Raw genomic sequence first — 13,539 nt, 5'->3', positions numbered from 1 at the left:
AGCGTATGGCCCCCATCATGACCAAAATCACGGAGCGCGAGAAGGTCGCGGAGCGGCTGCTCGACGCCTCCGCCAAGCACTCCTTCGACCCCGACACCGAGCTGGACTGGGACGCCCCGTTCGAGGACGGCAAGTGGTTCTGGCCCCCGGAGCTGTGCTCGCTCTACGACACGCCGCTGTGGAAGCACATGTCGCAGGAGCAGCGGATCGAGCTGAGCCGGCACGAAGGCGCGAGCATCGCCTCGATGGGCATCTGGTTCGAGATCATCCTGATGCAGCTGCTCGCCCGGCACATCTACGCCCTCGACCCGACCAGCCAGCACGTCCGGTACGCGCTGACCGAGGTCGCCGACGAGTGCCGGCACTCGATGATGTTCGGCCGGCTGGTCAAGAAGTCCGGCACCCCGGTCTACCGGCCCAGCAAGCTCCATCTGCACCTCGGCCGGATCCTGAAGACGTACTCGACGACGCCCGGCGCCTTCACCGGGACGCTGCTCGTCGAGGAGATCCTCGACTGGATGCAGCGGCTGACCTTCCCGGACGAGCGTGTCCAGCCGCTGGTGCGCGGGGTGACCCGCATCCATGTGGTCGAGGAGGCCCGGCACGTGCGGTACGCCCGTGAGGAGCTGACCCGCCAGATGTCGACCGCCCCGCGCTGGGAGCGCGAGCTCACCCGGCTGACCTCCGGGGAGACCGCCAGGATCGTGGCGGGCTCGCTGGTCAGCCCGAAGGTGTACGCGGCGGTCGGGCTGAACCCGGCCTACGCGATGGCGCAGGTGAAGGCCAGCGGCCACCGCCGGGACGTCATGCTGCAGTCCTCGAAGCGGCTCGTCGAGTTCCTGGAGGAGATCGACGTGCTGCGCGGCCCCGGCCGCCGGCTGTGGCGCGCCTCGGGCCTGCTCGCCTGAACGACCCGTTACGACCTGGCGCGCGGCCGTTACCGGACCCGCGCCGGGCCCCACCGGTTAGGCTGCGCCCATGAACGGCAGCGCGGCGCCCGCATACCGCCGACTCAGCGTCGAGCAACGCCGTACGCAGTTGCTCGCGGCAGCGGTGGACCTCTTCGGGCACCACCGCCCCGAGGACGTGTCGGTCGACGATGTCGCGGCCGCCGCCGGGGTGTCACGGCCGCTGGTCTACCGGTACTTCCCTGGTGGCAAACAGCAGTTGTACGAGGCCGCGATGCACAATGCCGCCGATGAGCTGCGGAAATGCTTCGTCGAACCGTCGCAGGGCGCACCGACGCAGCGACTGGCGCACGCCCTGGACCGCTATCTGGCGTTCGTGGACGAGCACGACGCCGCCTACTCCGCGCTGCTGCGCGGCGGCAGCGTCGCCGAGACCAGCCGGACCGGCGCGATCGTCGACGGGGTGCGGCGCAGCGCGGCCGAGCAGGTGCTGCTGCACCTGGGGGCGCCGGATCCCGGCCCGCGGCTGGCGATGATGGTCCGCTCCTGGATCGCCTCCGTCGAGGCGGTGTCGCTGACCTGGCTGGACGAGGGCAAGCAGCCGCCGCTGCCGGAGCTGCGCGGCTGGCTCGTCGACCATCTCACCGGCCTGCTGGTGATCACCGCGACGACCGACCCGGAGACCGCCGGGATCGCCGCGGCGGCGCTGGCCCTGGAGACCCCCGACAGCCCGGCCGGCGAACTGGCCCGGCGGCTTGCCCCGATCGTGGAGGCCGTCGCGCATCTGCTCCCCGACGACGGCGGCCGTGGGATGCTGGGCGGGTGAGAAGCGAGAACACGGAGTTCGTCGGCGGCCCGCTGGACGGACGCCTGATGGGCGTCCTGGTCGGGGCGACCGGACAGCCGCCGAAGGTGTACACCGTGCCGGTGCCGGACGCCGACGGGGGCAAACCCGTGGTGCACGTGTACCACCGCGAGCCGAGCCCGGGCCCGCGCGCGGCGCGGCAGACCCGGTGGGTCTTCGTGTACGACCCCGAGGGGACCGTCCCGGACACCCGGCTGAAGTGGCCGTGGTCGAAGAGCGTACGGAACAAGGGGACGCGGCCGCCCGGGGATTGACGCACAGCGGCGGATGACGGCCGCGCGGGGGCGCGGTGACCACCGGATGTCGCACGGGTGTTGGTTCAGACCATTGACAGGATTGGTCCAGACCTGTTTGCTGCGCCTTGTCATGCGCACTGCGTCATGCGCACTCCTTGAAGCAGAAGGAGCATCCCCCCGTGCTCACATCCCCCTTCCGCGGCCGGTCGAGATCCGCCATCGCCGGCGCCGCCACCCTCGCCTGCGCCGCCACCCTGGGCGGCCTGGTCGCACTCGCCCCCTCCGCCACCGCCGGTGAGTTCCTGGCCAACGGCGGTTTCGAGACCGGATCCCTGTCCGGCTGGACCTGCGACGCGAGCGCCAAGGCCGTCACCGGCCAGGCCAAGAGCGGGAGTTACGCGCTCGCCGGCACCCCCGGCGCGAGCGACACCGCCCAGTGCAAGCAGACCGTCACCGTCGCTCCGAACACCGCCTACACCTTCTCCACCCAGGTCAAGGGCTCGTACGTGTACATCGGCGTCGACGGCGGCACCAGCACCTGGACGCCGGACACCGGCGGCGCGTACCAGCAGCTGAGCGTCAACTTCACGACCGGCGCGAGCCAGACCAGCGCCACGGTCTATCTGCACGGCTGGTACGGCCAGCCGGTCTACTACGCCGACGACGCCTCGCTCAGCGGTCCTGGCGGGCCGACCACCCCGCCCACGACACCGCCGACCACCCCGCCGACGACGCCCCCCACGACACCGCCGACGACTCCTCCCACCACGCCGCCCACCACCCCGCCGCCCTCCGGCGGACTGCCCACCCACGCGCTGGTCGGCTATCTGCACGCGAGCTTCGCCAACGGCGCGGGCTACACGCGCATGGCCGACGTTCCCAGCACCTGGAACGTCATCGACCTCGCCTTCGGTGAGCCGACCTCCGTCACCTCCGGGGACATCCGCTTCAACCGCTGCCCCGTGACCGAGTGCGCCGGCGTCGAGTCCGACGCCGAGTTCAAGGCCGCCATCCAGGCCAAGCAGGCCCAGGGCAAGAAGGTCGTCATCTCCATCGGCGGCCAGAACGGCCAGGTGCAGCTGACCACCGCCGCGGCCCGCGACACCTTCGTCTCCTCGGTGAGCGCGATCATCGACAAGTGGGGGCTCAACGGCCTCGACATCGACTTCGAGGGCCACTCGCTCTCCCTCAACACCGGCGACACCGACTTCAAGAACCCGACGACGCCGGTCGTGGTGAACCTGATCTCCGCGCTGAAGACCCTCAAGGCCAAGTACGGCAGCAGCTTCGTCCTGACGATGGCGCCGGAGACCTTCTTCGTCCAGCTCGGCTACCAGTACTACGGCTCGGGCCCTTGGGGCGGCCAGGACCCGCGCGCGGGTGCCTATCTGCCGGTGATCTACGCGATGCGCGGTGATCTGACCCTGCTGCACGTCCAGGACTACAACTCGGGTTCGATCATGGGCCTGGACAACCAGTACCACTCCATGGGCGGCGCGGACTTCCACATCGCCATGACCGACATGCTGCTCACCGGCTTCCCCGTCGCGGGCAACACCGCCAACATGTTCCCGCCGCTGGCGCCCTCCCAGATCGCCATCGGCCTGCCCGCGAGCACCAACGCCGGCAACGGCTACACCGCACCCGCCGAGGTGAACAAGGCGCTGGACTGCCTGACCAAGAAGACGAACTGCGGCAGCTACACCACCCACGGCACCTGGCCCGCGCTGCGCGGCCTGATGACCTGGTCGGTGAACTGGGACAAATACAGCAACTGGGAGTTCTCCAACAATTTCCGGTCGTACTTCGGAAGCTGAGATCAATCCGTAGCAACCAGAAGTAACCCCGCACCGCCCCCGGCCGGACTGGATTCCGGCCGGGGGCGGTCGTAGTCTCCCTCGACAGGTCCAGGCCGGAGGGGGCACGTACGCCATGTCGGAGCAGCCCGCCGGGATGTCGCGCCGGGCTCTGCTGACGGTGTCCTTCGGCGGTGCCGCGATGGCGAGCGCGGCCGGGATCGCCTGGCTGCGCAACGCCCCCGGCGGACACCGCAGCGATGTCGGCGCCGCCGGGCCCTCCCCCTCCGGCAGCCGGTCCTCGCAGCCCCATCCCAGGGGATCCCGCCCGCCCGGCAGCGCGCCGCCCCCGTTGTGGACGTACGACGGCCCCGAGCTGGTGGACGTCGCGCCGGTGGCGGTGAGCGGCACCCTCCTCGTCCTCAAGGGCTACGACGGTCTGATCGGCCTCGACACCCGCACCGGGAAACCGCTGTGGACCGCCGGCGGCTTCGAACCCGACGGCTCGCCGGTGCCGACCGGTGACGGTCTGCTGGCGGACGTGGCCTACACCGTCGGCGCCGCGGCCCCGCGCGCGGTCGACCCGGCTGCCAAGGGCCGGGTCCGCTGGACCCTGGAGCCCGCGGCCGGTCTGCGGTTCGCCCAGGACGCGCTGCTGGCCTCCGACGGCGGCGCGCTGTATCTGACGGCGTCCCAGGGCAGCCCGCTCGACGACGACTACGCGGCGCTACTGCTCGCCTACGACCTCAAGGACCGCCGCGAACTGTGGCGGACGACCGCCGGACACATCCCCTCCGAGGCACCGGCTGCGGTGCTGCCGGGCGACCGGCTGCTGTACTGCGACGGCGACGCCCTGACCTCCCTCGACCGGCGGACCGGCGAACGGCAGTGGACGCGTGCCCTGCAGGGAACCGGCAACGGCCGCCCGGCGGTCGCCGGTCCGCGCGCCTACGTGGCGGGCGGCGGGATCACCGCGGTCGCGCTGGACGACGGCACCGTCGCCTGGCACCACACTCCTCGCGACCGGACCTACAGCGATCCGGTGATCGCCGACGGCGTCCTGTACGCCACCGGATCCGCCGCCGGCGTCCTCGCCCTCGACGCCCGCACCGGCGGCACGCTGTGGGAGAGCGGCCCCGCGATACCGCTGGGCACGCAGTGCGCGCCGGTGGTGCACGGCGGGGTGCTGCACGCACCCACCGCAGGCGGCCGGCCGTGCGTCGCGGCGTTCCACCTCCGCACCCGTAAGGCGGTATGGAGCTATCGGGTTCCGGGAGCGGGGACCGGCGCCGCCGCGGGCATACGCCTCGCCGCCCGGGGTAGCGTCCTGTTCGTCCAGAACGGAAACACGGTGACGGCCCTGCCGTTGGGCTGAGCAGGTGAGGGGAAGGCACCACGGGGGTGACCGGATTGAGCGGAATCGCCTATTCCCACTGTCGAAGATACGACAATCCGTGACAGGATCTTGGCGCAGCAGGTGATCACCTCTGTGCAACCGAAGGTGAGGGGATGTCAGTGGCCCGACGGAACCGTGGGTGGATCCAAAGAGCGGTGATATGCGGTGCGCTCCTCGCGGCCGCCGCCCTCTCGCTCCCCGCCCAGCAGGCGGCCGCCGCGCCCCATGACCCCCCGTCACAGCCGCTGCCCCAGCTGCTGACCCAGCTCCAGACGCTGTATCTGCAGACCGAGCAGGCGACCGAGGCCTTCAACAAGGCGAAGGAAGCCGCCGCCAAGCAGCGGGCCACGGCCGTTCTGCTGGACAAGCAGCTGGCCGACCAGCGGGTCGCGGTCGCCGAGGCCCGCGACCAGATCGGGATGCTCGCCCGCCGGCAGTACCAGGACGGCGGGGTCTCGCCGTACCTCAACCTCCTGGTCGGCGACGACCCGCAGCAGCTCTTCTCGCAGAAGCACCTACTGCAGCGGGCCGCCGGGAGCGAGGCCGACATCCTGGAGCAGCTGAAGACCGGTGAGGCGCGGATCGCGGTGCTGAACGCGGGCGCCCAGACGGCGCTCGGCCAGGCGCAGCTGCTGCAGACCCAGCAGGGCGCCGCGAAGGTCCAGGTCGAGGAGCACCTCAAGCGCGTCGAGACCATCATCGCGGGTCTGACAGGTGTTCAGCTCGACGAGCTCCAGAAGCTCGAGGAGCAGGGCATCAATCAGGCCCAGAGCGACTTCCTGGACTCCAAGGCCCTCGGCGCGGGCAGCCGGACGCCGTCCGAGGCGGGCAACCGCGCGGTCGACTACGCGTTCCTGCAGCTCAGCAAGCCGTATGTCTGGGGCGCCGAAGGACCGGACGCGTACGACTGCTCCGGCCTCACCTCGCAGGCCTGGCTGCACGCCGGGAAGGCGATCCCGCGCACCAGCCAGGAGCAGTGGGCGCAGCTGCCCAAGGTTCCGTTGAGCCTGCTGCGCCCCGGCGACCTCGTCGTCTACTTCCCGGGCGCCACGCATGTCGCCATCTACATCGGCGACGGTCTCGTCATCCAGGCGCCGCGGCCCGGCTCCGTCGTGAAGGTCTCGCCCATCGCCGCCAACCCGATCCTGGGAGCGGTCCGGCCCGACTCGGCACAGGGCCCGATGAAGAACTACGTCCCGCCGGCCGTCCCCAAGGCGGACGCCAGGACGCCGATCGACGGTGGCTCCGACCAGGGCAACAACGTCGGCTAGGGGTGTTTCGAGAGTCCCGCCTGGCCCTCCGGGCGAACGGCGCTACTTTCGAAACACGCCCTGGCGGTACCGGGAAACTCCGGGGCCGGGCGGGCTCGTGTCGCGAGCCCGCCCGGCCCCGCCGTGTTACGCGCCCTGTGCGGGCTGCGCGGTCCGACCGGCCTGGACCTCGCCGAGGTAGGCCGCGGCCAGCTCCGGGTCGAAGAGCCACTGCCCGTAGTCGGCCGGGTCGTTGAACCCGTTGGCGAAGCGGTCCGCGACGGGCTGCAGCTCGCCCGCGGCGCCGATCACCTGGAGAACGTGCTCGGGCGGCGGCGCGAGCATCGCGTTCGTCCACTGGGTGACGGGCTCGGCGATCCGCCAGTACCGGTCGAAGGCAGACTGCATCCACGCGCCGTCGAAGGGCTGGTCGCCGCGCTCGGTGATGCTCTCCAGGTAGGACGCGGCACACTTGGCAGCGCTGTTGGAGCCCTGTCCGGTGATGGGGTCGTTCGCGACGACGACATCGGCGACGCCGAGGACGAGACCGCCCGACGGCAGTTCGGCGACGCCCTGCCGGACCGTGGGCGCGTACCGGCCGGCGAGGGTGCCGTTCGCATCGGTGAGTTCCACCGAGCGGGTCCGGTCGTACTCCCACGGGGTGAACTGCCGCATCAGGTCGAGGGTGAGGCGCAGTTGCTCCTCGGGGTCCTTGACGCCCTGGAAGACGTCCAGCGGACCGCCGGGGATGCCCTCCCAGAAGAGGATGTCGGCGGGGCCCGAGGTGGTGAGGGTCGGGATCACGATCAGCTCGCCGATGCCCGGCACCAGATTGACGTTGACCGCGAGCCGGCCGTCGCTCCCGGGGCGCGGTGCGAGGCCGTGCACGTACGACACGGCCAGGGAGCGCTGCGGGGCCTCGTAGGGCGAACGGGACGCGTCGCGGCGGAACATGGAGACCAGCTCGCCCTTGCCCGCGGCGACCAGCACCAGGTCGTAGGCGCGCGAGAAGTAGTCGAGGTCGGAGACCGCGACGCCGTGGATGACGAGCTTGCCGCCGCGCTCGGCGAAGGTCTCCATCCAGCCGGCCATCTTCACCCGCTGGTCGACGGACTGCGCGTAGCCGTCCAGCCGGCCCACCCAGTCGATGGGGCGCGACGCGTCCGGGGCCGCGACCGAGACACCGAGACCCTCGATGCGCGGGGTCTGCTCCTCCCAGAAGTTGATGCCGAGATCGCGCTCGTGCTGCAGCGCGGTGTCGAACATGCACTGCGTGGACATCACCCGGCCGTCGCGTATCTCGTCGGCCGTGCGGTTGGACATGAGGGTGACTTCATAGCCACGGCCCTGCAGACCCAGGGCCAGTTGGAGCCCGGCCTGACCGGCTCCGACGATGAGTATCTTGCGCATGATGAAGGTCCGGCTTTCGTGAAAAATTCGGGAACGGATCGCTCAGAGCGGCTGTTCGGCCAGTGCGTGCGCCACCAGGGCCATGAGTGCCTCCACTACCGAATACCGCTTCCGGGCGTCGCAGATCAACACCGGTATGTGCGGCGGTACGGCGAGCGCCTCGCGGACGTCCTGCTCGGTGTACTCCGGAGTGCCCTCGAACTGGTTGACCGCCACCGTGTACGGCAGTCCGCAGCCCTCGAAGTAGTCGAGCGCCGGGAAGCACTCGGCCAGCCGCCGGGTGTCCGCCAGCACGATCGCGCCGATCGCGCCGCGCACCAGGTCGTCCCACATGAACCAGAAGCGCTGCTGACCGGGCGTGCCGAAGACGTACAGCACGAGGTCCTGGTCCAGGGTGATCCGGCCGAAGTCCATCGCGACGGTGGTCGTCGTCTTGTCCGGGGTCGAGCCGAGGTCGTCCACGGACTCGCTGGCCCGCGTCATCACCGCCTCGGTGGTGAGCGGCGTGATCTCGGAGATCGAGCCGACGAACGTCGTCTTGCCCACGCCGAAGCCGCCCGCGACCACGATCTTGGTGGAGACCGGCGCGCGCCCGCGCTCCGTCTGCCACTCCTGCGTGCCGCCGGTCTCCTCAAAGCCTGCGAAGTCCACCGAGCACCCTTTCCAACAGCGCGCGATCCGGGCTGCCGGGGCCGTGCCCGGTGCCGTAGACGCGGATCCTCCCCTGATCAGCCAGGTCGCTGAGCAGTACGCGGACGACGCCGAGCGGCATCCGCAGCAGTGCCGAGATCTCGGCCACCGACCGCATTCTGCGGCACAACTCCACGATCGCGCGCATCTCCGGCATCACCCGCTCGGCCCAGCGGCCGGCGGTCAGCACGAAATTCGGCTCCTGGCCGTCGATGCTCGCCACGAAGGTCTCGACGAACAGCACATGGCCGAAGCGAGTGCGTCCACCGGTCAGGGCGTACGGGCGGACCCGGGCCGTGCGGCGGTCGAGGCCGCGCTGGGGCAAGGACATGGACATCAGCGACCGCCCCCGCTCTCGGCGCCGGCGGCTTCCTGGGACCGGCGCAACTCGTTGCGGAGCTGGGGCGTCAGCACGTGGCCGGCCCGGCCGACGAACAGGGCCATGTGGTACCCCACGACGCTCATGTCGCAGTCGGCGGAGGCGTGGACGCCGAGCAGCGACCCGTCGCTGATCGACATCACGAAGAGACTGCCCTCGTCCATGGCGACCGCGGTCTGCCGGACCCGGCCGCCGTCCATCAGGCGCGCCGCGCCGTCGGTCAGCGAGGCAAGGCCGGAGACGACCGTGGCCAGGTCCGCACGGGCGTCCGCGGGGCCGGCCGGCGGCTGCTGCCCGCCGGGTTCCGCCGCGGCCGCCGGATCCGGGTCGGAGTTGATCAGCAGCAGTCCGTCGGAGGAGACCACGGCGACCGAGTGGACACCCGGCACCTCCTCGACGAAGTTGCTCAGCAACCACCGCAGATTCCGGGCTTCATGGCTCAGGTCCTTCGTGTCCGTACTCGCCGCGTTCAACGGCTCGCCTCCTCGATGGTTCCAGCTGCGCCTGTGCCCCCCGTTGGGCCTGCCTTCTCCGGGTCCGCCGCCCGGGTCTCCTCTTCCGCGTCCCGTCGTCCGTCCCGAAGTCCTTGCTGCAATCCGCCGAACTTACGCCGTAGCGCCTCCGCGTCCACCGGCCCGGTCCGTTCCGGGCGCCGCGCGGCCGGCTCACCGGTCAGCCCGCTGCTGCGCGGCACGCGCTGCGGCAGGCCCTTGCCGGTGATGGATCCGTCGGGTCCGGCGGGTTCCGCCTGCGCGTCGTCGGGCGCGTGCCGCGGCCGTACGACGCCGCCCGTGGGCCGGTCGCCGGCCGGGTCCCGCTCGGGTCCCGAGTGCTCCACGGAAGCGTCACCCGCGGCCCCGGCCCCGGCCGCGTCCGGAACCGCCTCCGGCTCGGCGGGTACCCGTTCCGGTGCCCGCTCCGGAGTCTCCGACACGGCAACCGGCATCGGCTCGCCCGCGATCGCGGCCTCCACCGGGTTGGCCGGAGCCTCGTCGGGCCGGGCCGCGGGCAGCAGCCGGCGCGGCAGGATGACGACGGCCGCGATGCCGCCCTGCTTCTGCTCGCGCAGCTGGACGCGGATCCCGTGGCGGGCGGCGAGCCGGGCCACGACGTACAGCCCCATACCGGTCGCGTTGCCGGGCGCGGTCGGCTCGGGGTCGGTGAGCAGCGCGTTCAGCTCGGCGAGCCGCTCCGGCGGAGCGCCGATGCCCTGGTCCTCGACGGAGATCATGGCCTCGCCGTTCTCCAGCATCCAGCCGGAGAGCTGTACTTCGGCCTGGGGCGGCGAGAACGCGGTCGCGTTGTCCAGCAGTTCGGCCACCAGGTGACTGGTGTCGTCGGCGGCGTGGCCGGCCAGCTGCCCGGCGGGCAGCACCTGGATCCGCACCCGCTCGTAGCGCTCTATCTCCGAGATCGCCGCACGGGCCACGTCGACCAGCGGCACGGGCTTGACGGTGGCGCCGCCGTGGCTGTGCTCGGTGCCGGCGAGGACCAGCAGGTTCTCGCTGTTGCGGCGCATCCGGGTGGCGAGGTGGTCCAGCCGGAAGAGCGTCTCCAGCCGGTCCGGGTCCTGCTCGCGCTCCTCCAGACCCTCGATCAGGGCGAGCTGGCGCTCCACCAGGCCCAGGGTGCGCAGCGACAGGCTGACGTACGTGGTGTGCCCGCCGGTCCGGTCGGTGCCGGTCCTGGCGCTCACGGTGCTCGCGGCGCTTGCGTCGTCCCGCTGACGCAGCAGGCTGTCGCGTTCCGCGGTGAGCGCGTCGCGGATGCCGAGCAGCCGGGTCTGTTCCGCGCCGAGTTCGAGGCCGCGGGCCTGTACGGCGCGCAGCTCGGTGACGAGCACGTTGATACGGCGGGCGACCGTCGCGAACTCGTCGTTGCCGATGACGCGTGCCTCTTCGGACCCGCCCTTGGCGAAGCGGTGCAGCGCGGCGAGCGGCCGGGTGAGGGAGCGGGCGGTGGAGACGAGGACGCCGACGGCGACCAGCAGGCACAGCGCGGCGAGGGCGACCCGCAGTTCGAGGGCGGTCACCGCGTCGTCCCGCCGTTCGCCGGCCGCGTCGGCCTCGGCGGTGGCGAGCGAGGACTCGACGCTGCGCATGAGGTCGATCCTGGCGGTGAGCGCGGCCTTCACCTCGGCCGTGCCGAGCGCCCGGTCGGAACCGGTCAGCTGCGGCTGGTCGGTGAGGAGCCGGAGGTCGCTCTCGGCCTCGGTGACATCCGCGCCGGTGACGGTCTGGCTGTACTGGTCGCGGAGGTCCTGGGGCGCGGTGGCGCGGAAGTCGGCGAGCGCGGCCCGCTCCTGTACCGCGGCGGTCTGCGCGTCGGTGGCCAGCGGCCGCTGGGAGCCGGAGCCGGTGAGCGCGCTCACCAGCAGCCCGCGCTCGGTGGCGGCCAGCGCGGCGGCGCGGCTGAGCGGTGCGGTCACCGGACCCGTCACCCGGCCCAGGGCGTCCAGCAGCGGGGCGTACGCGGCTACGACGGCCTGCGGCGTACCGGTGCCGGTCAGCGCCTCCTGCCGGATCTGCGGGAGGGTCGCCAGCACTTCGCGCGGTTCCGCGCCGGTGTCCTCGTCGGCCGAGAGGCTCTGCGCCTGCCGGTCCACCCGGTTGCGCTGCGATTCGGAGAGTCCGGGGGCGCCGGTGCCGGGCGCGGTGGAGCGGCCGCCGGCGACGAAGGCGGCCATGTCGTCGCGTTCGTCGGCCAGGGAGTGCGACAGCGAGATCGCCCGGACGGCCAACTCGGCCCCCGTCACCTCGTCCTGCGCGTCGGACACGTCGCGCACGGCGACCGCCACACCGGGCGCGGCCGCGGCCGGCACGATGACAGCACAGATCAACAGGGCGGCCAGCAAGCGGCTGCGCACCCGTCCTTTGCCCGCCGCCGGGGGGACCCCGTCGCGCGGTTCACGTCGTCTTCGCACCGGAGCTCGCAATCCCGTCTCGCCTGGTCAATGGGCCCGACCTTCTCAGCCCGTTGTAGACGGGGCCGCGCGTCCCCCTCCCCCGACACCCGAACGAGTGAATCGCACCCATGAGTTGACGGACAAGTCCGGCGCGGAACGTCTCGATCCGTGATCGCCGAACGGGTTTGGCGTCGCGCCCGAGCCCTGGCAGGATGCCCGCCCGCATCCCATCCGCCCATGTCAGGCGCCATGGGATCCGCACCGGGCGCGATACGGGGCCCGTCAGGTACGGACCAAGAGGTTCGAACGGCGCTCCGGCAGAATTGAGCCATGCGCATCGAGAGCAGCACCGAGCCCGGCACCCCCGACCACCCCAACGAGGACTTCCTTTCGCTGGCCCTGCCCGCTTCCGGGCACGGTGGCGTGCTGGTTCTGCTGGATGGCGTGACGCCGCGGCCCGGCAACGGGGACTGCATCCACTCGGTGCCCTGGTTCGTGGCGCGGCTCGGCGGGGCCCTGCTCGAACTGTCCGTTTCGCGACCGGAGATGACTCTCTCCGACTGTTTGGCGTCCGCAATTGCCCGTACGGCGGACGCGCACCGCGACACCTGTGATCTTTATCACCAGCTCACACCGCAGGCCACGGTGGTCACAGTCCGGTGGAACCAGGACACTGTGGAGCATCTCGTGCTCTCCGATTCGGTGCTGCTCCTGGAGGCCGCCGACGGCAAGATCACACCGGTGCTGGACGACCGCATCGACCGGCTGGTGGCCGAGGGCCGCGCCGTCCCCGCGCTGCGCAACGCCGAGGGCGGCTTCTTCACCGCCGCCGCCGATCCGGCGGTGGTCTCCCGCGCGGTCACCGGCACCACCCCGCGCGGCGACGTCCGCGCGTTCGCGGCGCTGAGCGACGGGGCGACCCGGCTGGTCGAGGTCTTCCGTACGGACGACTGGGCCGGCACCTTCGCGCTGCTGCGCGAGGAGGGACCGCAGACGCTGATCCGGCGGGTGCGCGCCGTGGAGGCCGCCGACCCCGAGGGCCGCGCCGTCCCGCGCGGCAAGCCGTTCGACGACGCGACGGCCGCCCTCGTTGAGCTCTGACCCGGCGGGTCGCTTTCATCCGTCCGGAGGGGGCCTCCAGGGCGTGCCCTAGTCCTCCGAGCCCTGCAGTTCGTTCAGCCGCTGCAGCAGCCGGGCCAGTTCGCTGACCTCGCCGCGGTCCCAGGCCGCCAGCCGCCGGAGGTAGCGGGAGCGCCGGGCGGCGCGCACGCGGGAGAAGCGCTCGCGGCCCTCGGCCGTCATCCGCATCAGGAAGGCGCGGCCGTCGGCGGGATCCGGCTCGCGGGTGATCAGCCCCAGCACCTCCAGCGCGCGCAGCTGCCGGCTCATGGTGGCCTTGCCGACGCCGAAGTACGCGGCGAGGTCGGTGGCGCGCTCGGGCTCGCACTCCTGGAGCCGGACCAGGAGCCCGTAGGCGGCGGGTTCCAGTTCCGGGTGCAGCTCACGCGCCATCTCGCCGGAGGACGCGCGAGCCCGCCGGTAGAACACCGTCAGCTCGCGTTCCAGGGCTTCCATCTGCTCGTCCACAGCGCTCCCGCTTTCAGGGGGCTGAAAGTTTCTTTCAGCGATCGTCGTTCCCGCAGCTGCTCAAGTATTTCGTAGGTGTAGACCAACGGCGGTTCCCGGGGACCCTTCCACGCGCGT

The 13,539-nt window shown here is 71.7% G+C and carries 13 protein-coding genes; 7 read left to right on the top strand and 6 right to left on the bottom strand.

Features of this window, described 5'->3' with window-relative positions:
* Window positions 1-17 precede the first annotated feature (17 nt).
* From O3W51_RS06400 to O3W51_RS06375, 6 genes are all read left to right on the top strand, one after another.
* On the top strand, window positions 18-908 hold the full coding sequence (locus tag O3W51_RS06400) for an AurF N-oxygenase family protein (RefSeq protein ID WP_232484645.1): 891 nt from the start codon (window positions 18-20) through the stop codon (window positions 906-908).
* Window positions 909-978: 70 nt separating this feature from the next.
* The gene (locus O3W51_RS06395) at window positions 979-1,734 is read left to right on the top strand and encodes a TetR/AcrR family transcriptional regulator (protein ID WP_138350874.1); all 756 of its coding nucleotides are present in this window, start codon (window positions 979-981) and stop codon (window positions 1,732-1,734) included.
* Window positions 1,731-2,027 (top strand): hypothetical protein, encoded by a 297-nt coding sequence (locus O3W51_RS06390; protein ID WP_138350875.1) that lies wholly within the window; start codon window positions 1,731-1,733, stop codon window positions 2,025-2,027. Before O3W51_RS06395 ends, O3W51_RS06390 begins: the two co-directional genes overlap by 4 nt.
* Window positions 2,028-2,263: 236 nt before the next feature.
* On the top strand, window positions 2,264-3,826 hold the full coding sequence (locus O3W51_RS06385; protein WP_269284515.1) for a chitinase: 1,563 nt from the start codon (window positions 2,264-2,266) through the stop codon (window positions 3,824-3,826).
* A 115-nt stretch (window positions 3,827-3,941) separates the two neighbouring features.
* The gene (locus O3W51_RS06380) at window positions 3,942-5,180 is read left to right on the top strand and encodes a PQQ-binding-like beta-propeller repeat protein (protein ID WP_138350876.1); all 1,239 of its coding nucleotides are present in this window, start codon (window positions 3,942-3,944) and stop codon (window positions 5,178-5,180) included.
* Between the two features lie 176 nt (window positions 5,181-5,356).
* Complete coding sequence (locus O3W51_RS06375) at window positions 5,357-6,472, top strand: C40 family peptidase (protein ID WP_269284427.1); 1,116 nt, start codon at window positions 5,357-5,359, stop codon at window positions 6,470-6,472.
* A gap of 126 nt (window positions 6,473-6,598) precedes the next feature.
* On the opposite strand, the gene O3W51_RS06370 is transcribed toward O3W51_RS06375, so the two are convergent.
* From O3W51_RS06370 to O3W51_RS06350, 5 genes are read right to left on the bottom strand one after another with little or no spacing between them, the layout of a single operon-like run.
* Complete coding sequence (locus tag O3W51_RS06370) at window positions 6,599-7,861, bottom strand: styrene monooxygenase/indole monooxygenase family protein (protein ID WP_138350877.1); 1,263 nt, start codon at window positions 7,859-7,861, stop codon at window positions 6,599-6,601.
* 42 nt (window positions 7,862-7,903) lie between these two features.
* The gene (locus tag O3W51_RS06365; RefSeq protein ID WP_138350878.1) at window positions 7,904-8,512 is read right to left on the bottom strand and encodes a GTP-binding protein; all 609 of its coding nucleotides are present in this window, start codon (window positions 8,510-8,512) and stop codon (window positions 7,904-7,906) included.
* Window positions 8,493-8,888 (bottom strand): DUF742 domain-containing protein, encoded by a 396-nt coding sequence (locus O3W51_RS06360; RefSeq protein ID WP_138350879.1) that lies wholly within the window; start codon window positions 8,886-8,888, stop codon window positions 8,493-8,495. The genes O3W51_RS06365 and O3W51_RS06360 overlap by 20 nt, the downstream gene beginning before the upstream one ends.
* Complete coding sequence (locus tag O3W51_RS06355; protein ID WP_187145008.1) at window positions 8,888-9,403, bottom strand: roadblock/LC7 domain-containing protein; 516 nt, start codon at window positions 9,401-9,403, stop codon at window positions 8,888-8,890. The genes O3W51_RS06360 and O3W51_RS06355 overlap by 1 nt, the downstream gene beginning before the upstream one ends.
* The gene (locus tag O3W51_RS06350) at window positions 9,400-11,796 is read right to left on the bottom strand and encodes a sensor histidine kinase (protein ID WP_244809412.1); all 2,397 of its coding nucleotides are present in this window, start codon (window positions 11,794-11,796) and stop codon (window positions 9,400-9,402) included. The genes O3W51_RS06355 and O3W51_RS06350 overlap by 4 nt, the downstream gene beginning before the upstream one ends.
* 369 nt (window positions 11,797-12,165) lie before the next feature.
* On the opposite strand from O3W51_RS06350, the gene O3W51_RS06345 reads away from it, so the two are divergent.
* Window positions 12,166-12,936 carry a hypothetical protein gene (locus O3W51_RS06345; protein WP_138350880.1) on the top strand — a complete coding sequence of 257 codons (771 nt, stop codon included), beginning with the start codon at window positions 12,166-12,168 and terminating at the stop codon, window positions 12,934-12,936.
* Between the two features lie 48 nt (window positions 12,937-12,984).
* Here the strand turns inward: O3W51_RS06345 and O3W51_RS06340 are convergent, their stop codons facing one another.
* Window positions 12,985-13,410 carry a MarR family winged helix-turn-helix transcriptional regulator gene (locus O3W51_RS06340; protein WP_138351069.1) on the bottom strand — a complete coding sequence of 142 codons (426 nt, stop codon included), beginning with the start codon at window positions 13,408-13,410 and terminating at the stop codon, window positions 12,985-12,987.
* Between the last annotated feature and the right edge of the window lie 129 nt (window positions 13,411-13,539).

This window comes from Streptomyces sp. H39-C1 (genome assembly GCF_027158125.1).
GTDB lineage: Bacteria > Actinomycetota > Actinomycetes > Streptomycetales > Streptomycetaceae > Actinacidiphila > Actinacidiphila fildesensis.
The sequence above is the reverse complement of the archived record's forward strand: the minus strand, read 5'-3'. Positions and strand labels throughout refer to the sequence as shown.